The sequence below is a fragment of the Methylococcus geothermalis genome (assembly GCF_012769535.1).
GTDB classification, from domain to species: Bacteria; Pseudomonadota; Gammaproteobacteria; order Methylococcales; family Methylococcaceae; genus Methylococcus; species Methylococcus geothermalis.
The window spans coordinates 2,076,358-2,096,459 of sequence record NZ_CP046565.1; the positions used below are offsets into that span (position 1 = coordinate 2,076,358).

Sequence of the window (20,102 nt, forward strand, 5' to 3'; positions counted from 1 at the left end):
ATGAGCAGGTATGAAGCCGTATCGAGGGAGGTTCCGCCGATGCCAGCGCTGGCCAAGGGCTGGTGAAATATCCGGGCTAGACCATCCGGTCAGGTGATCGCGTTGACTCGGCTGATGAGTTTGGCGGCTTCGTCCGCAGGCAGCGGTTTAGCGATGAGGAAGCCTTGAATCGCGTCGCAGCCGGCGTCTTGCAGCCGGACCTTTTGCGCTGCCGTCTCGACACCTTCGGCGATGATCTTCAGTCCCAGGCTGTGGCCGAGTGCGATGATGCCGTCGCAAATCTTGGCATTTCCCTGGTCGGTTTCGATGTCCCGGACGAAGGAGCGATCGATTTTCAGACTTTGGATGGGCAGGAGTTTGAGCCGGCCCAGGGAAGAATAGCCGGTCCCGAAATCGTCGATGGAGAGCGTGATTCCGTAATCCCGCAGCGATTTCAATATCGCCTGAACCCGGCTCAGGTTTTCCATGATGGCCGACTCGGTGATTTCGAGTTCGATATCGGAGCCGGACAAGCCGTGGCGTTCGACGATCGAGCCCAAGGCTTCGAAAAAAGCCTCGTCCTGCAACTGTTTCACGGAAACGTTGATGGCCATGCGTATGCCCGCAATGCCGTCGTTCCGCCAGGTTCGCAACTGATGGCATGCGCGGTCTAGGACCCACAGGCCCAGCGGCAGAATCAGCTTTGTTTCCTCGGCAATGGGGATGAACCGGTCGGGAGTGATGACTCCCAGCACCGGGTGACGCCACCGCAGCAGCGCTTCGACGCTGCGGATGGAGCCGGTGGCCAGATCGACCTGGGGTTGGTAATGGAGTCTGAAAGCGCCGTGTTTCAGTGCGTCCCGCAGGCCGTTTTCGATTTCGAGCCGTTCCCTGACGCCGCGATTGATGGCTTGGCTGAAGAATTCGAACGTGTTGCGGCCCTTGGATTTGGCATGGTACATCGCGGCGTCCGCGTGTTTCATCAGGGTCTCGGCGCTGTTTCCGTCGGCGGGATACACGGCGATGCCTATGCTTGCGCCGGAATGCAATTGGTAGTCCTCGACCGTATAGGGCCGGCAGATGCTCTCCAGGATTCGCTTCGCCATGGCCGTTGCGGTCGTCGAGACATGATTGCCGGTGATCACGACGAGGAACTCGTCGCCGCCCAGCCGTCCGACCACCTGGCTGCCATGCACGTTTTCGGTCAGTCGCCCTGCGACCTGTTCCAGCAGCGCATCGCCGATCCGGTGGCCCAAGGTGTCGTTGATCCTCTTGAAATTGTCCAGGTCGATGAACATCACCGCGACCTGCTTCTGTTCCCGCCTGGCGAATTCAACGGCCTGTTCGAGACGGCCATGCAGGAAAACGCGGTTGGGCAGATTGGTCAGCGGGTCGTGATGGGCCAGATGCTTGATCCGGTCTTCGGCTTCCCTTCGCTGGGTGATGTCGCGGAATGCGCCATGGACATAGCGCCGCCCGTCCATTTCAAAGGCGCTGCTGCTGACTTCGACCGGAATGCTGGTGCCGTCGGCCCTGATCAGCGATAGTTCGATGGTGCCGGTCTTGCCTCGCAGCAGACGGCTGATGCAATCGGTTTCCGCCTCCTCGAGGTCTTTGCCGGTCTCGTGCAGGTTGCTCAGGTGTTGTCCGATGATTTCGTTGCGGGACATACCCAGCAGTACCTCGGCCTGCCGGTTGCAATCGACGAGGGTTCCGGTTTCGGCGTCGGTGACCAGGATGGCGTCGTTGGCGACTTCGATCAATGTACGGTAGCGCCGCTCGCTGGCGCGGAGCGCGCGATTCTTGGCGACCTCCTCCTGCCGCCGCCGTTCCAGTTCCTCCATCTTCATGGTGCCGGCGACCACGATGCCTGATACCAGGAAAGCGGCCACCATGCCGGTGGCCAGATAGTCGAAAGTGACTTCTCCTTTGAGGAGCAAACCCATCGCTGCGGTGACGACTTCGGACATCACTATGGAAGCCAGAATGCCGGCTAGCCACAGATATTTCCCCAAAATGATGATGAGTGTCACCCGACTTTTCCTGTTCTTGGTTTTCCTATTCTCGGTTTGTCCCGATGCCTCTGGCGGCAAGGGACGATGGGAGCCCGGCGTTGATTCGTTCCCGTTTCGGCGATCCCGCCTTTCGTGACCGGGTGGGGGTATTGTAGCGCTATCGCCGGGGCAATCCGCCACCGTTCGATCCGGATTGCGCATCGGGTCGAACTTCCTGGATTTTGAAACGGCTTTGCGCATCGTTGCCATGGGGAATGGATGCTCCGGATGGTAACCATTGTACCTTTCGCCATGGCCCTCGTTTCCGCCCCCTCCCGGAAGGAGAGGGCGGGCGAGGTATTTCAAGCGACGTCGCCGTCAAGCAGCCGATTTGCTCGTGGCCGCCAGTATCTCCTCCCTTGCCCTGTCGAGCAAATGCTCACGCAGCGCTGCCGGGAGGTCCGTGACTTCCCCGGATTCCTCGGCTGTCCTCCAAGCCGCGACATGGGTGCCGGTGGCGAGTTTTTCCGATTTGCCGCCGGGCATGATCCGGAAAAAGTCGAATGCCAGTACGATGCCTTTTTCGTGGATCCCCGCCACGTGCATACGCGCCTTGATGGTATCGAACGGCATGGCGTCGCGAAGGTGTCTGACTTCGGTGAAGATGCACCGCAACCCGCCGCGAGCTTCCGCGAGCCGATAGGCATCCGGCACGATACGGTAAAAATAGCCGTCCCGCAGCACCCCTTGCAGCTCATAGTACTTCGAGTAATAGATATTGCCCACCAGATTGGCGTCGGTCGGCGATGTGGCAGTACTCTGCTCGGCAAGGACGATGCCGGCAACCGGCCCCGGTTTCGCACGCCACAAGGCGGCGCCGATGCGTTCCATCGCACCGGCATGGCTGGCCTGGTCGGTTTGGCCGGTCCCGTCTGTCGTCGATCCGAGCTCCCGGAAGAAGCCGTCGAGATAGGCGGGGTACGGTTCGGGCGTGACCACTCCGTGGGAGACGACCCTGGCCCAGGTCATCTGGATTTGGCTGGTCGCAACGCGCTCCAATGTCCCGGCGGGCAGGACCCGGTGCCATTCGAATCCGACCGCGACCGTCGCATTCCCGGGGCCATTGCGGCCAAGGAACCGGCATGAGACTTCCATGATCTCCCCTGCGTACACTGGCCGTTCGATCGACGCCCAGGAACGGTTGGTGACCCAGGCATGCTTGCCCGATGTGAATTCGTCGGTAAGCAGTGCCAAGACGGGGCGCAAAGCCATCTCCCTGAGCCGTCCCATCCATTCGAAGAAGCGGGAGAAATAGAGCGTGCCATCGGCGTTGGCGCCATCCTTGAAAGCCAGGGGAAAACGGAACGCGATAGGGTGGTCGGCATCCGGATTGGCGATGTGGGTCTGCACCCGGAGGAAATCCGATGGGTTTCCCCCCGCCGCCAGCCATCCGGTCCAGGATCCCTCGCTCCCGGCCATTGGGGCGTGCTGAGTCGCCGCCACGATCTGGGCTGCCCCGGCTCCCGTCGTTTCCGCTGAGCCTTCGTGGCGCTGCTCCCGATCGAATGCATTCCTTCCGTCAGGTTTCGGCATGCCGTTGACGACCACGGCCACCATGCGCTTTGCCCCTTCCGCCGGCATCGTCGGGAAGCTCACCACCCGGAGCCGGACGTCTTCCCAGGCGGCGCGGAACAGGACGGTGTCGGCATGTCTGGCCTCGATGTCCAGCGTGATGTCGCGGGTATCGAGCGCTTTCATCGCGGCTTCCAGCGCAGACCAGACTCTCGCTCCGGCCTCATCCAGCGAGTCGCCTTCGGTTTCGAGGCGGCTGACGAGGACGAACAGCCCGGCGTTGAGCATCGCGCGCCATTGTTCCCGGCTGCGCTGGATCGGGCCCACCAGGTCGCAGCCCTGGAGTCCCTTGCCGGCTACGCAAAGCACCCTGTCGTCGTCGTGGCTCAACGAGACCTCCAGGGGTACGAAGGAGGCCTCCGGATCCATGAGTCCGGCCGTCGTGTCCGCACCCGACCGGCCATGCGAGCGGAACAGCACCGGTTTTCCGGTTTCCAGCCAGCGGACATCGAGGTGCGAGGTATCGACCGCAAAGCGGCGTCCGGCCTCGCGGACCGCCGCGTGAAAGACCGGGCGGCTGATCGCGCGCCTCCTGTCGCGCTCCATGGCGTGCAGATCGGGAATGTCGCGAACGATCACGCACGGGGCGGACAGGCCGAATCCTTGCGCTCGGTGGTCCAGTTCGCTCTGCAGCGCCGGATGATCCGACCGGTTCGCCCGTTCCACCAGCTGGGCCGGCGTCGGGAGATCACCGCGCCGATCCAGCATCCGCACTTCGTAGTCCGTGATGCGCTCGATGACCCGGTCTTGCTCGTCGAACACCGTGACTTCTCCGAGGATGCGGCTGCCGTCGCGTCCGACGACTTTGGCTTCGGCTCGATACCGGCCCCCCGCCGCATCCCGGCCGTACAGGTCGATCCGTCCGATACGAACCGGCAGGCAGACTTCCGGCGTCAGCGAGATCTGGGCGGCCTGCAGCAGGGTGTCGCGGTAGAACGGGTCGCCCAGTACCAGCGGAGCGCGCACCGTGTCCGAGAAACCCTCGGGGACGCGGAGCGTCTCGGCTCGCGCTTCGGTGACGAAGACCACATGGCTGTCGTCCAGCGCTTCCAGGCCGCTGATGCGCTGGAACAGCGGTCCCTGGAACAGCACGCCGCCGTAGAGGTCGGTTTTCGGCATGATGCCCAGCAGCTGGCGCCTCGGCAGAGCGGTATCTCCCGCGGCGGCTTCGGGACGCCGGCCGAGCACGAAGCGCGCGGAGAAATGCGCCGGTTCCATGCCGGTCTGCTCGGCATGGATCGAGGCTTCCACCACAACCGGATCGGACGCTTCCATGCGCTCCCGCGCCAGCGCCCGGATCTCGATCCGTTGCGGGCGTTCCCGGCTCACCACGATCGGCCGCTCCAAGCGGATATCCTCGATCCGAGCAACTTCCGTTCCGGTACCTCCGGCGACACGCAGTGCCGCCTGGGCCATGGCTTCGAGCCCCATGACGGTGGGCAGGAGCAGGGAACCGCGGTAGTCATGGTCGGCCAGATAGAGATCGTGCCGGATGTCGAGACTGACCTGGGTGATCAGTTCTATCCCTGCCTCGAAGCGTTGGATCTCGCCTTCGAAACGGCCGGCCGGGACCGTCGGCTCGACCGTCGGCGGCCGAACCCAGGTGGCCAATCCGTCGGCGCTGGCGGCCACGATGACCTCCTTGAGCGGCGGCGCGGTGCGCATCCAGCGCAGAAACTGGCGCACGCCCTCGGCGACCGGGATGGCGTCGATGCCCATCTGGCCCAGATGGCGGACGCTGCCGAGCTTCACGCCCATCCCGACCTCGTCCCACACGCTGAAGGCATGGCAGACCACCGCGGTTTCCGGGTGCGCCTCGGCGAAGCCGTCGAGCAGCCGCGCCACCGCTTCGTTGGAATAGGCGTACCAGGCGTTGTTCTTCATGCCGGTCACACCGATGATCGAAGTCAGTGCCGCGAACAGCTTGGGCGGATGGTTCTCGAACAGGGCCAGCAGGTTCTCGGCGCCTTGCAGCTTGGGCGCGATTTCGAGCCGGGCCTGGTCGGCGGACACCTCGGCCACGGGCCGAGGGGTATTGGTGCCGGCGCCATGGATCACGCCGGTCACCGGCCCCATTTCGGCCCGGATCGTCGCGACGGCCCGTTCCATTGCCGGGTGATCGGCGACATCGGCCGCGTAATACCGGCAGTCGATGCCCGCTTCCGCGAACCGCTGCAGGGTCGCTGCCAGTTCTCCGGTTTCGCCGGGCCGCGGTGCCGGCGAGCGGCCGACCAGGGCGAGCCTGACGCCGGTCTCGAGGGCGAAGGCCAGCGCGCACTCCGCGGTGATGCCCTTGCCGCCGCCAGTGACCAGGACCACGTCCCGCGCCGACCATTCGATCGAGCGCGCCGCGCAGTCCTCGGGCTCGACCGGCCGGATGCAGCGGGTCCAGCGCATGCCTTCGGCGTCGTATTCCACCGCCTTGTAGCCGGGCTGTCCGGACAGTTCGGCCAGGGTCCGGTCGGCGACGAAATCGGCGGCCAGGGAGGGATCGAAATCGATCACGCCGACCTCGAGTTCCGGCCGTTCCAGCGAAAGGCTGCCGGCGAAGGACCAGGCGCTGGGCGCCCCAGCCGCCGAGAGTCCCCGGCCACCGCTGCGCTGAACGAAGACGACGCTGGTCAAGCTCCGCCATGCCGCGGGAGCCCGTTGGGCCAGATCGTGAAGCACGGCGAGCTCGTCGATGCCGGCCTGGGCGGGAGAGTCGGCGCGTGGCGTGTGCGCATCGGACAGCATGAGCACCAGCCGTCGTGGGCCGGCCTCGAGGTGCTCGGAGCCGAGACTCCGAGCATTCAGCACGCGTGCGGCAAGGCGTTGCCGCAGATGCTCTCCATACGGGGCCGTGGCATCGGGCAGCAGAAGGAGACAGTCGCCGCTCCGCGGTTCCGGCTTGCCGGGGGGTGAAAACAGCGGCGCCGGGATGCTTGACTGGGTGAACGCTCTCACCCAATGCAAGCGTCTGGCCTGTCCCAAAGAGGGCACGGCGGCCGGTTCGGGATGTTCGGCCGAACCGCCGATCGCGGCCTGAACCCGGGCGGCGATTTCTCCCAGCGTGGCGTTGGCCAGCGGTGCCGCTTCGATCCGGTCCTGGGTGTCGGTGCTCAGGATCAGGTCGCCCAACAGGGCGCCGGCTTTGATGGAATCGATGTTGAGGTCATCCAGCAGGCGCTGGTCCGGCGCCAGACAGTCGCGGCTGAAGCCGGTCCGTTCGGCGACCAGGTCGAGCAAGAGGTCCATCGCCGATGCCGGCGCCGGAACCGCGGCGGCCACCGCCGGCGCCGCGGGTGCGGCGACGGCGCCGAAGGCCTCGATCACATGGCCGACGGTGTCGGCATTCATGCGCATCGGATCGACCTTGCCCTGCACCCCCAACCGGATCGCGACATCGCCGAGCAAGGTGCCGATCTTGATCGAGTCCAGGTTCAAGTCGTCGATCAGGCGGGCATCGTCCTGCAGTGTTTCGATCGCGAAGCCGGTACGTTCGCTCAGCAGTTCCAGGACGACGCTGCGCGCCGAGCCTGCGATCGCCGTCTGGGGAAGCGGGGGAGATTGCGCCGGTTCAGGCGACCGCTCCGCCACCGTCCGCGGTGCAGCGGCGACGATCTCGCCCTTCAGACCTTCCGAGACGGCCCGCATGCGGTCCAGCAGCGGCCGGCTGGCCAGCAGGGCGCCGATTCTCAGGCCCAGCTCCGCCAGGTAATCCCGGTTGCCGGGAAAGCGGCGGTTCACCAGCAGCAGTACGCCCAGCGGGGAATGTTGCATCGTCAGGATGGGAACACAGTCCACGGTGCGGGTGCGGGTGCCGGCCAGGCGGTCGAGCGCCGGCTCGAAACGCGGGTCGGCGTGGGCATTGGCCAGATGCAGGGAGCGCCGGGTCGCGAATACCTCGCCGGGGATGCCGCTCTCGGCGCTCAGGCGCAGGTCTTCGGCCTTGTCGTGGACGGCGGGATGGAGCGTGCCGGTGTCGCGGTCGTGCAGCAGGATCGCGCCGTATTCAGCCCCCAGGCTGTCCTTGGCCGATTCCACCAGGTTGTCGATGATCGCCGTCGGGTCCCGGTCCGCCGATTCCCTCGCGACCGCGCCGTGCAGCAGCGTTTCGATCCCGTGGAGTTCCCGTGCACGTTCGGCCATATAGGCCTGGATCAGCCCGGGTGCGGCAATCGCGGCCAGTTCGGCCAGGATTTCAGCGTCCATTGGGGTGAAGGGTTCGCCGGGGCGGGCGACGCGGACCAGACCCAGCGGACGCCCGGCGCCGCTGGGGAACGGTACGTAGAGCGCAGTCCATCCCGCAGGGATGCCGAGGGACTCGAATTCGGCCCGGAAGCGGGAATCCTCGCTTAACACTTCGATGGCTTCCGGCGCGCCGGAGCGGAGGACGTCGGCGAAGATACCCTCGGCGGCGCTCACCCGATTGGCGAATGCGTCGAAGGGAAGGACGACGCGCAGGGCATCCTCCGCCTGTTCGAACAGCAGCACGGTGGCGTGCTCCGCGTGTACCGCGTCGCGGAAGGCTGCCGTCAGCGTTTCCGACAGTTGGGCGAGATCGGAGCTGGCCTGTCCTTCGAGCTGGCGGACCCAGGTGGCTGCTCGGAAAGTTCGGGATGGGGCGGCGGGGGGGACGGCCGCAAGTTCGCGTTCGCAGGGCGCAACGTAGAACTTGCGTGCCGAAGCCGGCACGAAGGGGCGGACCAGCCGGTTCTCGTACAAGTGCGCCCAGCGCAGGGCGAGGCCCCGGGCGTGGGCTTCGGCCACCACCGCATTGAAATCGGCGTCGCGTCCCGGCCGTCCTTCGACCGGCAGGCAAGGTCGTACGCGGTCGGCGTCGTGGCTTTGCGCCAGCCCCGAAAGCACGCGGCCGGGACCGACCTCCACCAGCCAGTCACAATGTTCCGACAGGGCTTCCAGCAGGCGGGTGAAATTCACCGGCGACACGATCTGCCGCGCCAGATGGGCGCGGAGGTCGGTGCTCGGCGCGATCTCCGCGCCGTCGATGCTGGAGAACGCCCGGCGGGTGAAATCACCGGCGCAGTCGGGCAGATCCGCGCCGCTCCGGAAGCTCTCCGCCGCGCCATCCACCAGGCGGGAATGGAAAGCATTGGACACCGGCAGCAGGCTGGCGCGAATGCCGTCGGCGCTTGCCAGTTCGACGGCGCGGGACACCGCTGCGCGTTCACCCGAAATTACGGTCTGTAGCGGCGAGTTCACGTTGGCGACGGCGCAATAGCCGTCTCCCACGCGGCCGATGATCGCCTCGGCGGTCGTGGCGTCACAGGCCAATACGCCCATGGCGCCGGCCTCGCCTTCCGGCGCCGCCATGGCGAGTCCGCGCAGGGCGGCGAGGCGGACCAGGGCGGATGGGCCGTAGGCGCCGGCCGCGGCCAGTGCCGTGAGCTCGCCCAGGCTGTGTCCACCGACCACCGCGGGAACGATGCCGAGTGATTCCAACCGCTCCTTCCACAGCAAGGAGACGGTACAGATGGCCGGCTGGGCATGCTCGGTTCGGGTCAGCACCGCCAGCCACTCGGGCTCGAGTTTTTTGGCCGGATCGCGCTCGGTGGGGCGCAGGTAAAGATGGCTCAAGGGTACGTCCCGGCCGCTGGGACACGCCGCCGCCACTTCGGCGTCGGCGCGTTCGACCATCTCCCGCGCCCAGTCGAAACGTTCCACCAGACTGCGGGCCATTCCGATCTGCTGCGAGCCTTGGCCCGGAAACAGGAAGCCGACCCGCTGCGCAGGGACGGCGTGGCTGATCCAGACTTGATCGCCCCGCCATAGGCTGCCTGGCCTCGGCGGATCTTCCGTCAGGCGCTTTTCCAGCAGATCGAGCCGCGCTTCGAGTTCCTCGACGGAGCCGGCGACCACCGCCGCCCGCCAAGGCTGATCATTGGCCAGGGTGGCGGCATGGGCCGCCGCGTCCACCAGCTCGCCGGCGGCCAGCCCGTGGACCTGCTGCCGGAACACCCTCACCGTCTGGAGCAGCCCGTCCGAATCGGAGCCCGAGAACGGGAAAACTTCCGTATGCTGGCGACTGGCCAGCAACATGCGCTCGGGCAGGGCCGGCTGGAGTTCCGGCGCCGGCGGGTCGCCGCTTTCCAGGGTCACGTGGCAGTTGATGCCGCCGAACCCCATCGCGGAAACGCCGGCGCGCAGCGGCTCGTCGGCCGCTCTGATCTGGCCTTCCAACACCGGGTAAAGCGCCCGCGCCGATTCGGCGAAGCTGGCATGCGGTTCGACACAGCCGGCGGTGGGCGGCACGACGCGCCGGTTGACTGCCAGCACCGCCTTGATGAATCCGCCGATGCCGGCCGCCGCCTTGGTGTGGCCGACGATGGATTTGAACGAGGTCATGCCCACGCTATGGTCTTCCACCGGGCCGTGGGCGGCCAGCGCGCCGACGACGCCTTCGAGCTCGGTGCGGTCGCCCACCGTGGTCCCGGTGCCGTGGCCTTCGACGAAGGCCAGCGTCTGCGGGGCATAACCCGCCGCCTGATAGGCTCGGAGCAGCGCCTGGGTCTGTCCTTTCGCGCTCGGGGCGGTGATGCCGCCGCGGCCGTCGGACGACACCCCCCAGCCGCGCAGCACCGCGTACACCGTGTCGCCGTCCCGGCGCGCGTCTTCCAGCCGTTTCAATACCACCATGCCGCAGCCTTCACCGGGAATGAAGCCGTTGCCGCGCCGGTCGTAGACCCGCATCTCTTCGCGGGTCAGGGCGGTGGCCTTGGCAAAGCCGATCAGTTCGAGCGTATCGAGGCTGACGTCGACGCCGCCGGCGATCGCCAGGTCCATCTTGCGCTGCTGCAGGTAGTCGGCCGCGGTGGCGACCGCCAGCAGCGAGGAGGAACACGCCCCGTCGACGATGTAGCCGCCGCCGTGCCAGTCGAGGTAGTTGCAGATGCGGCCGGCAATGGTGTTGGCCAGGCTGCCGGCCAGAGTGTCCTCGTTGACCGCCGGGAACACGGACTTGTAGACCTCTTCCATCGCGGTTTCGAACTCCTGCATCAGGTCTTCGGGCAGTCCCCGCGCTTCCGCCGTGCGCCGCAGCACCTTGCGGACGAAGGGCCAGCGCAGCCGCATCGTTCCTGCTCGCGTTTCTTCTCCCGTCAAAGTATTGCCGATGATCGCTCCGGCGGTGTCCTTCGGCAGGGTGTCGGGGCCGATGCGGGCGTGGCCCAACGCTTCGAGAGCGGTGGCCAGCGAGAGCCAATGGACGATATCCGTGGTATCGAAAGTCGACCTGGGGATGCGGTAGGTTCCGGGATCGAACTCGAAGCCGTCCAGGACTGCGGCTTTGCGTCCATAGGTTTTGTCGGGCACCGACGGATCCGGGTCGTGATAGTCCGCGAGCGGCAGCCGGACATCGGGTATTTCCCGGAACTGCTGGCGGCGGCTGAGAATGTTTTCCCACAGTTGCAGCAGATTTCCAGCGCCGGGATAACGGCAGGCCATGCCGACCACGGCGATCGGTTGAGCGGTTTCGGTACGCATAGGGTTATTTCCTCCTGAAAAAAAACTGCCCGGGATGGGCACTTGAACCGACGCTTGCCTTTCGGTGAGACGTCGAGATGTGAATGCAGCGAGAAGGGCTGCCTCGAAGCTCAACCTAACAAGAATGGGGAGGAATTCAAGGGATATATGGCAGTAGAGGACCCGGTATCGGTATTGGGGGAATAAAAGGCTTATTCCGGGAATCTGCGGGAAATCCGGATTTCGTCCGGCCGGGTTATTGTCGCGACCTAGGGGGAAGAGCGGTCTTCGAACCACTGGTACAGGGTTGGCAGCACCACCAGCGTCAGCAGGGTCGAGGTGATGAGTCCGCCGATGACGACGATGGCCAGAGGCCGCTGGACTTCCGAGCCGGGGCCGTTGGAGAACAGGAACGGCACCAAGCCCAGCATGGCGACCGTCGCCGTCATCATGACCGGGCGGAAACGCTGCGTGCAGCCTTCGACGATCGCGGTTTCGCGGTCGATGCCGGTTTCGCGCAGTCCCCGGATACGGGACACCAGCACCACGCCATTCAATACCGCGATGCCCCAAAGGGTGATGAAACCGACCGAGGCCGGTACCGACAGGTATTCACCGGAGGCAAACAGGGAAAAGATCCCGCCCATGGAAGCGAAGGGGAGGACCAGAATGATGAGTCCGGCGAAGCGCAGCGACTGGAACAGCAGGAACAGCAGGAAGAAGATCGCCGCGATGGTGATCGGAATGATGACCAGCAGGCGGTTCATGGCGCGCTCGAGGTTCTCGAACTGGCCGCCCCATTTGAGGAAATAGCCCTCCGGCAATTTGACCTTTTCGCCGACGGCCTTTTGCAGTTCGGCCACGAACCCGCCCAGGTCTCGGCCCCGCACGTTGGCGCCGATCACCAAACGGCGCTTGGCCATTTCACGGCTGATCTGGGCGGGGCCGTCGGTCAGCCGGATTTCGGCCAGATGCTCCAACGGCACCAGGGCGCCATGGTGAGACTCCAGCATGATCTTGCCGATGGCTTCCCCGCTGCCGCGGAAAGCATCGGGGAAGCGCACGACCGCCTGGAAGCGTCTTTCACCCTCGTAGATCTGGGTGCTCTCGCGCCCGCCGATCGCCGTCTCGATGATGTCGTTGATGTCCTGTACGTTGATGCCATGGCGGGCGATGGCCCAGCGGTCGATGTCGATGGTCAGGTACTGCTGGCCGCTGATCCGCTCCATCCGGATGTCGCTTGCACCCCGGACTGAACGCAGCACGCGGACGATTTCATCGCCCTTGCGCTTCAATACCTCCAGTTCGTCGCCGAAGATCTTGATGGCGATGTCGGAGCGCACGCCGGTGATCATTTCGTCGACCCGGTCGGAGATCGGCTGGGCCATGACCACCTGTACGCCGGGCAGCACCCGCAGTGTTTCGCTCAGGGCGTCCATGACGTCGTCCTGGTCCCAGCCGGGAGGCAGTTCTTCCTGCGGCTTGAGCGTGAGGATGGGGGTGGATTCGTTTTCCGGCTGGGTGTCGGTGGGATTCTGGCTGCGGCCGAGCTGCGATACCGCCCGCGCGATGCCCGGCACCTGCATCACCAGCCGCATCGCCTCGGTTTCCATCTTGATCGATTCGTCCAGCGACATGCTGGGCGCCCGGTTGATGCCGGTGACGATCGCGCCTTCCTTCATTTCGGGAATGAACGAGGTGCCCAGGAGGGGGAACAGTCCCAGACTCAAGGCCAGCAAGGCCAGGGCCGTGACGACCACGGTGCGCGGACGGCACAGCGCGACAGACAGCAGGGCGAGGTAGGGCCGCTTCATCGCGGCGATGATGCGGGTATCCTGCTCGCCCCCCCCTTTGAGCAGGTAGGCGCACAGCACCGGCGAGAGGGTCAGCGACACGATGAGGGAGATGAACAGCGCGATGGCGATGGTATAGGCGAGGGGGGCGAACAGCTTGCCCTCCAGTCCCGTCATGGTCATCAGCGGCAGGAACACCAGGCAGATGATGCCGACGCCGAACAGCACCGGCGTGCCCACTTCGGCGGCGGCATGCAGCACCACCTGCAGTTTGGTCTCCCCGGTGTCCCTCATCTCACCGAGATGGCGGAAGGTGTTTTCCACGACCACCACCGAGCCGTCCACCATGATGCCGATGGCGATGGCGAGCCCGCCCAGCGACATCAGGTTGGCCGAAATGCCGTAGCGGTTCATGACCATGAAGGTCACCAGCGGCGTGATCACCAGGGTCGCCACCACGATCAGGCTGGAGCGGACGTCGCCCAGGTACAGCAGCAGGATGACGATGACCAGCACGATGCCTTCGACCAGCACCTTGGTCACGGTATGGATCGCGGCGTCCACCAGGGTGGTGCGGTCGTAGTACGGCACGATTTTCAGCCCGCCGGGCAGCATGCCTTTGTCGTTGATTTCCTGGATCCGCTCCTTCAGCTCGGTGACGATCCGCTTGGCGTTGCCGCCGCGGATCATCATCACGATGCCGCCCACCGCTTCGGTCTGCCCGTTCTTGATCACGGCACCATAGCGCACCGCGTGGCCGATCTTCACTTCGGCCACGTCGCGGATGAACACGGGCGTGCCGCCGCTTTCCTTGAGCACGATGTTGCGGATGTCCTCGATGTTCTCGATCAGCCCCAGGCCGCGGATCAGGTATTGTTCGGCATAGCGGGGCAGCTTGCCGCCACCGCTGTTGGCGTTGTTGAGGGCGAGAGCGGTATAGATGTCCTTGAGCGAGATGCCGTAGTGGCGCAGCCGGTCCGGATTGGCGAGCACCTGGTACTGCCGCTCGTAACCGCCGATCGAGTTGATTTCCGCCACCCCGGGGACACCGCGCAGCAAGGGACGGACCACCCAGTCCTGAACGGTCCGGCGCTCGGTCAGCTCCTGCTCGGTCAGGGCGCGGTCGCCGTCGTCCGGGCGCTCCAGGGTGAACTGGTAGACCTCGCCCAGTCCGGTCGACACCGGCCCCAGCACCGGCGTGATGCCGTCCGGCAACTGGCTCGCCGCTTCGATCAACCGCTCCAGCACCAATTGGCGGGCGAAGTAGACGTCGGTGTCGTCGGTGAACACCAGGTTGATCTGGGACAGGGCGTTGCGGTTGACCGAACGCATCTCGGTCAAGCCCGGCAATCCCGTCATCGCGATTTCCAGCGGCACGGTGACGAAGCGCTCGACCTCCTCCGGTGAGCGTCCCGGCGCCTCCGCCGCGACCTGGACCTGCACGTTGGTCACGTCGGGGAAGGCATCCACCGACAGTTCCCGCATCGCGGTGAGGCCGAAAGCCAGCAGGCAGAGTGTGACGATCACGACGATGAGCCGCTGGCGGAGGGCCGTGCGGATGAGGGATTCGATCATGGGATGAGGCGACGGGGAGCTGGGGTCGCCAGGCAGTCTAGCATGGCGGGGAGGTCATATTCCGCGTAGTATTACTTTCAATGTAATACTTTTGTAGAGGGGTTCCCATGCGCATCACCAGTAAAGGCCAGGTCACCATTCCGGCCGGGATTCGCCGGCAAGCGGGTTTGCTTCCGGCATCCGAAGTGGAGTTCGAGTATCGCGACGGTGTGGTCATCCTGCGGCGGGCGGGCGGGAAAACGCGCGGCGAGGAATTGGTCTCGCGCCTGCGCGGCATGTTCAGCGCTTGCGGCAAGAGCACCGACGAAATCATGCGCGAGACTCGCGGCGGGGAGTGATGGCCGCCGTCCTCATCGATACCAATGTCATCCTCGATGCCGCGAGCCCTGGAACGGAATGGCATGAATGGTCCGCGCGGCAATTGTGCCGGGTCGTCGACGACGTCGGCGGCTGCGTCAATCCCATCATTTATGCGGAACTGGCGGGGTACGTGAACGACGAATCGGCGCTGGCCGCGCTGATCGACGATTTTCTGCTGGAAAAGGCCCAGCTTCCCTGGCAGGCCGCCTTCCTCACCGGCCGGACATTCGTCGCCTACCGGCGCCGGGGCGGCGTCCGCGGCGCGCCTTTGCCGGATTTCTTTATCGGCGCCCACGCCCAGGTGGCGGGGCTGACCCTGCTGACCCGGGACGCGGCGCGTTACCGAACCTATTTCCCGGACTTGCGGTTGATCGCACCCGATTGAGTCCATTTCCCGAACCACGGAGACTTCCATGCCCCATCCCAAGCGTCTCATCGTCGGTATCAGCGGCGCCACCGGCATCGTCTACGGTGCCCGCTTGCTGGCGCTGCTCAAGGGGACCGAGGTGGAGACGCACCTGGTCGTGTCGCGCGCGGCCGACCTGACTCGGGCGCACGAGCTGGACCTGAGCGCCGCCGCCCTGAGGGGTCTTGCCAGCGTGAGCTATGGCGCCAACGACGTCGGCGCGGCGCTTTCCAGCGGCTCGTTCCGCACCTCGGGGATGGTGATCCTGCCTTGTTCCATGCGCACGCTGGGGGAGATCGCCACCGGCGTGACCAGCACCTTGCTGACGCGGGCCGCCGACGTGGTGCTGAAGGAGCGGCGGCGGTTGGTGCTGGTGGTCCGGGAGACGCCGCTGCACGCCATTCATCTCCGCAACATGCTGACCGTGACCGAGTGCGGTGCCATCGTGATGCCGCCCGTGCCGGCGTTCTACACCCGGCCGCAGACCCTCGACGACATGGTCACCGATACCGTATGCCGCGTGCTGGATTTGTTCGACATCGACGTGGGGCGGACCAAACGCTGGGGGGAGGATATCGACACCGGCGCTGCCGATAGCTGAAGGGCCTGGGCAAGGCTTATTCGTTTGTCCATTGCAGGTAGTGTACGGGTGTGCCGTCGGGATCGCGCAGCGCGAACATGCGGGTGCCCCAACTGGTCGTGACCGGTGGTGGAGCATCGATCGCGAGGTTCCCATAGGCGGCGTCGACATCTTCCACTTCGATCACCAGATGGACCCGGTCGCCCAAGGGGCCGAGTTCCAGCGGCGCCCTTTCCCGCGCCGCATCCAGGATTTCCAGTTTCAGCCCGTTCAGGTCGAGCAGGCAGCCGCGGGAGTTCGGGCGGTCCCAGCCGCGCAAGACCGGAAATCCGAGCCGGCTGGCGTAGAACTCCGCCATGGCCTCGAACTGCCGGGTCGCCAGTGCGAGGTAACTCACGGCCGGCCCAGGGCGGCCACGGCCTGTCCGATCTCGGCGAGCAGCGCCGGGCCGCGGTAGATGAAGCCGGTGTAGATTTGCACCAGGCTGGCCCCGGCCTCGAGCTTCGCCACGGCGTCCGCGCCGGAAAAGATGCCGCCGCAGGCGATGATGGGCAGCCGGCCTTGCAGGGCCTCGGCGAGGCGAGCGACGACGTCGGTCGAGCGCGCGAACAGCGGCCTGCCGCTCAGGCCCCCGGCCTCTTCGGCGTGTTTCAGCCCCTCCACGCCATCCCGCGACGCCGTGGTGTTGGTGGCGATGACGGCGTCGACGCCGTGACGGATCAGCGCAGCTGCCAGGGCCTTGATGTCCTCCGCGTCCATGTCGGGCGCAACCTTGAGTGCCAGCGGCACCCGCCTGCCGTGCTCCCCGATCAGCTTATCGCGCTCCCGCATCAGGCCCGCCAGCAGCCCGTCGAGTTGCGCGCCGAACTGCAGGCTGCGCAGGCCCGGGGTGTTGGGCGAGGATACGTTGAGGGTGACATAGCTGGCATGGGGATAGACCGCCCTGAGCCCTGCCCGGTAATCCTCCAGCGCCCGATCTACCGGCGTGGTGAGGTTCTTGCCGATGTTGATGCCGAGGATGCCGCGATAGTGGGCTTGGCGGACCCGGCCGACGAGGTGTTCGACGCCGGCGTTGTTGAAGCCCATGCGGTTGATGATGGCGCCGGCTTCGGGCAGCCGGAACAAACGGGGTCGGGAGTTGCCGGGCTGGGGACGCGGGGTCACGGTGCCGATTTCGAGGAAGCCGAAACCGAGCGCCGCCAGCCCGTCGATGCAGTCGCCATTCTTGTCCAGGCCGGCGGCGAGGCCGACAGGGTTGGGAAAGTCCAGCCCCATGACGGTGCGTGGGCTGGACGGCAGCGTTTGCCGCAAGGGATTCGCCGGCCCCATCCTGGCCGCCAGTTGCAAGGCCGACAGGCTGAGTTCGTGGGCGGTTTCAGGGTCCAACCGGAACAGCAGGGGGCGGAGCAGATGGTCGTACATGGGGACTCGAAAGGGGGTGGGGTGGCCATCGGTTGCAGAAGACTCTCCGCCGTAGCGTGCCGTCATTCCAACTCCCTCTCCCAGGGGAAGAGGGACTTCTCCTTCCGGGACAAAGCTGCCAGGAGCGGTTTTGCGTGGGCCCGAAGGGTGTCAGGGCACGATGCCTGGCAGGAAAACGGCTGGGGATGAGGGGGCCGTGCCGTATGGCGCGGAGGGATCAGCCGGCGCACGGTCGTGAAGGCTTCGGGGTCGAGCTCCGCGGTTCGGAGGTTCGCCCGGCAAAGCGCACCGCGGAAGCCGAGGTAGTCCGGCCGGAGGGTGAGCAGTTCCGGAATGTCCGTTGCCCGGAGGGACCCGGCGAGCCCGCACAGCAGCCCTTGGTCCCGCGTCTCGCAGAGGAAGCGCTCCAGGGTATGGCGGTCGAGGAGGGCGGTCAGCGATCCCGAAGCCTTGTCCTGGGTGTCCAGCATGACGCCGACGAAGCCGGCTTTCTTCAGCCGTGCGATCCAGTCGAAATCCGGCAGATCGTCGGCGAACAGCACGGCGACCAGCCTCGTGCCGCGGCTGCCCAGATGGGCCAGGGTCACCAGGGTGGAGCCCCAGTCGCCGCCGCGGAACATCCCGATCTTGACGTAATCCACGCCGGTCGCCGCCATCTCCAGCACCGCGCGGCACACCGGGTCCGGGTCCAGCGCCAGATCGCCGATGGTGGCGCTGACCGGCACTGCACCGTCCAGCGCCGCCACGATCCGCCCCGCTTCTTCGGCGGGCAGGGCGCCCAGGCTGCCGTGTTCGGGGGCCTTGAGGTCGACGATGTCGGCGCCGGCCGCCACGGCCAGCCGCGCCTCGGCCAGATTGCGGACGCTGGCGAGCATGCCGGTCATTCGATTTCTCCCGCGAGCGGGCGATGCGCTTCGACGGCCTCCATCAGCCAGTTCCAGGCTTCCAGTTCGCGCGGCCCGGCGGTCTTGTCGAGGCCGATGCGCAAATAATCCAGCTCCCGCTCGATCTTGCTCCAGGGCAGGAAATGCAGGCGGCTCACCAGGATGGCGGCTTCCAGCACGGCGAACTGGGCGCGATTGAAACCGCGGAACGGCGCGTGATTCGCCTCGTGCACGACGCGAAAATACAGCCGGGGCCGCTCGGGATCGTCCTCGACGCGGCTCAGTTCGAGTTCGGCATGGGCCAGGGTGCCGTTCAGACGCTGGGCGGACACGCGCTCCGCCGGCACCAGCGGCCAGTCGCGGCGCCCCGTCAGGCAGCCGGCGAAGATGCGGACGTCGTCGCTGTAATTGACCACGGCGCAGCCGGATGCCAGGGCGTTTTCCAGCGTCTGCGAGGGCCGGAACGGCATGATGAGGTATTCGGCTCCGCCGCTGTTCGAGTCGGTGTCCGGCGCATGGATGCCCATGGGGGCGATGTGCGCCGCTCCGCCGGCGGTGGCGGTGGTCACCAGGGTTTCGCGGATCATGATTCAATCACCGGTGGATTGGGCCAGCGTGCTGCCGGCCGGTTTGTAGGCGTGGGGGTCGACCGTGGCTGCCGGCGGATCGACGGCACAGCCCCAGTCCAGGGTTTCGTCCTGGCTGTAGCGCTTGCCGAGCTGCCAGGCGATCTGGGCGCGGGCAAGTTCCACGCCGAGATAGAAAGCATGCCCGCCGTCGTGTTCCACCCGCAGCGACGGGTAGAGCTCAAAGGGATCGGTGGCGCTGTGGAAGCCGTCCCGGTTGAAGATGTGGATGCCCTCGGCGCTGATCTGGATGCGGTAGCTGGGATCGCGGATGGCCTGCGCCAGCTCCCGGATCTCCGCTTCGGTGTAGGGGAACGGTGCGCGCTCGTGCAGGGCCATCAGCCCGTCGCCCATGTGCTTGGGCAGCGCGCCCAGCTCGCGCGCGGCAAACAGGATCCGCCGGGCCAGATCGGCTTCGGCCACGGCCCGCCGGGCATGCTTGCTGACCTGGGTCGCCAGGATGGCGCGAATCCCCAGTTCCGAACACACGCCGAGCAGCATGGCGTTGATCCCGGCAGTGTCGGCATGGGTCAGTTCGGTGAGGTTGCCGACGCCCATCATGATCTCCACCTCCGGGTGGCGGCGCCGGGTTTCGTGGTAGCGCACCAGCGAGTCGGCAAAGCCGAAATGGATCGGATCGAGGATGGGGTCGACCAGGAAGCTCCTGTCCCGCGATCGCATGCCGGCGATGGCGCGGTCGAGCGAATCCAGATCGCCATGCTTGGCGGGGATCAGAATCGGGGTGGAAGCCACTTCGTCGGCGATCCACAGCGAGTCTTCGTGCAGGCTGAGCAGGAAATCGGCACCGGCCTTGCCGCCTCGCACCAGGTCGTCGGTTTCCAGCGAATCGACGCTGACCCGATGGCCTTCGGCCTTGAGCGCGGCGACGGCGGCTTCGAGGTGGGGAAACGGCGTGGCCGGCAGGCAGCCGATGTCGATGACGTCGGCGCCATGGTTTCTGTAGTCCGCGGCTTGGCGGAGAATGCCGTCCATGTCCAGGTGAGGGGCGTCGACGATCTCGGCGAAAATCCGGAGGTCATACCGGCTCAGGTCCGGTTTCCTGGACTTTCGGCCGAAGTATTCCGGCAAGTCGCGCAACTCCTCAGGTCCCCGCTCAACCGGCAGGCCCAAGTCCTTCGACAGGGTTTCCAGATCGCCGCGGCAGCGGCCCGGGACCAGGATGCGGTTTGCCCCATAGGTATCCTTCAAACGGCGGCGGATCATGTCCGCGGTCATCAGCGCGGCCACGCTGAGGCCGAGTTGGTGCACCGTGTATTCGAACTCCGGCGCCATCTCCTCGAGAATCTGGCGGAGCTGCTTTTCGGCCAGCTTGCCGGTGAGGAACAGGATGTGTTCCGCCATAGGAGGGTGCGGGAATATCCGGGGT

The 20,102-nt window shown here is 66.0% G+C and carries 11 protein-coding genes; 3 read left to right on the forward strand and 8 right to left on the reverse strand.

The annotated features are described in order from the left end of the window. Nucleotides 1-89: 89 nt before the first annotated feature. The 3 genes from GNH96_RS09835 to GNH96_RS09845 form a co-directional block, all read right to left on the reverse strand. Nucleotides 90-2,012: a putative bifunctional diguanylate cyclase/phosphodiesterase gene (locus GNH96_RS09835; RefSeq protein ID WP_169603507.1), complete on the reverse strand. Its 1,923-nt coding sequence runs from the start codon at nt 2,010-2,012 to the stop codon at nt 90-92. Nucleotides 2,013-2,351: 339 nt separating this feature from the next. Then, a complete protein-coding gene (locus GNH96_RS09840) occupies nt 2,352-11,090 on the reverse strand; it encodes a type I polyketide synthase (protein WP_169603508.1) in 8,739 nt (2,912 codons plus the stop codon). A 248-nt stretch (nt 11,091-11,338) separates the two neighbouring features. Then, nucleotides 11,339-14,437 (reverse strand): efflux RND transporter permease subunit, encoded by a 3,099-nt coding sequence (locus GNH96_RS09845; RefSeq protein ID WP_169603509.1) that lies wholly within the window; start codon nt 14,435-14,437, stop codon nt 11,339-11,341. Nucleotides 14,438-14,544: 107 nt separating this feature from the next. Between GNH96_RS09845 and GNH96_RS09850 the strand changes: the two genes are divergently transcribed. From GNH96_RS09850 to GNH96_RS09860, 3 genes are read left to right on the forward strand one after another with little or no spacing between them, the layout of a single operon-like run. Next, nucleotides 14,545-14,775, forward strand: a complete 231-nt coding sequence (locus GNH96_RS09850; RefSeq protein WP_169603510.1) for an AbrB/MazE/SpoVT family DNA-binding domain-containing protein — start codon at nt 14,545-14,547, stop codon at nt 14,773-14,775. Beyond that, complete coding sequence (locus GNH96_RS09855; RefSeq protein ID WP_169603511.1) at nt 14,775-15,182, forward strand: type II toxin-antitoxin system VapC family toxin; 408 nt, start codon at nt 14,775-14,777, stop codon at nt 15,180-15,182. The genes GNH96_RS09850 and GNH96_RS09855 overlap by 1 nt, the downstream gene beginning before the upstream one ends. A 28-nt stretch (nt 15,183-15,210) precedes the next feature. Next, a complete protein-coding gene (locus GNH96_RS09860; RefSeq protein ID WP_169603512.1) occupies nt 15,211-15,804 on the forward strand; it encodes a UbiX family flavin prenyltransferase in 594 nt (197 codons plus the stop codon). Nucleotides 15,805-15,820: 16 nt separating this feature from the next. Here the strand turns inward: GNH96_RS09860 and GNH96_RS09865 are convergent, their stop codons facing one another. From GNH96_RS09865 to GNH96_RS09885, 5 genes are all read right to left on the reverse strand, one after another. Continuing rightward, nucleotides 15,821-16,180: a VOC family protein gene (locus GNH96_RS09865; RefSeq protein ID WP_169603513.1), complete on the reverse strand. Its 360-nt coding sequence runs from the start codon at nt 16,178-16,180 to the stop codon at nt 15,821-15,823. Then, nucleotides 16,177-17,205 (reverse strand): quinone-dependent dihydroorotate dehydrogenase, encoded by a 1,029-nt coding sequence (locus tag GNH96_RS09870; RefSeq protein WP_169604672.1) that lies wholly within the window; start codon nt 17,203-17,205, stop codon nt 16,177-16,179. Before GNH96_RS09870 ends, GNH96_RS09865 begins: the two co-directional genes overlap by 4 nt. A 62-nt stretch (nt 17,206-17,267) precedes the next feature. Continuing rightward, nucleotides 17,268-18,089 (reverse strand): (5-formylfuran-3-yl)methyl phosphate synthase, encoded by an 822-nt coding sequence (locus tag GNH96_RS09875; protein ID WP_169603514.1) that lies wholly within the window; start codon nt 18,087-18,089, stop codon nt 17,268-17,270. Further along, complete coding sequence (locus GNH96_RS09880) at nt 18,086-18,676, reverse strand: DUF447 domain-containing protein (protein WP_169603515.1); 591 nt, start codon at nt 18,674-18,676, stop codon at nt 18,086-18,088. Before GNH96_RS09880 ends, GNH96_RS09875 begins: the two co-directional genes overlap by 4 nt. Before the next feature lie 3 nt (nt 18,677-18,679). Further along, nucleotides 18,680-20,077: a DUF6513 domain-containing protein gene (locus tag GNH96_RS09885; RefSeq protein ID WP_169603516.1), complete on the reverse strand. Its 1,398-nt coding sequence runs from the start codon at nt 20,075-20,077 to the stop codon at nt 18,680-18,682. Between the last annotated feature and the right edge of the window lie 25 nt (nt 20,078-20,102).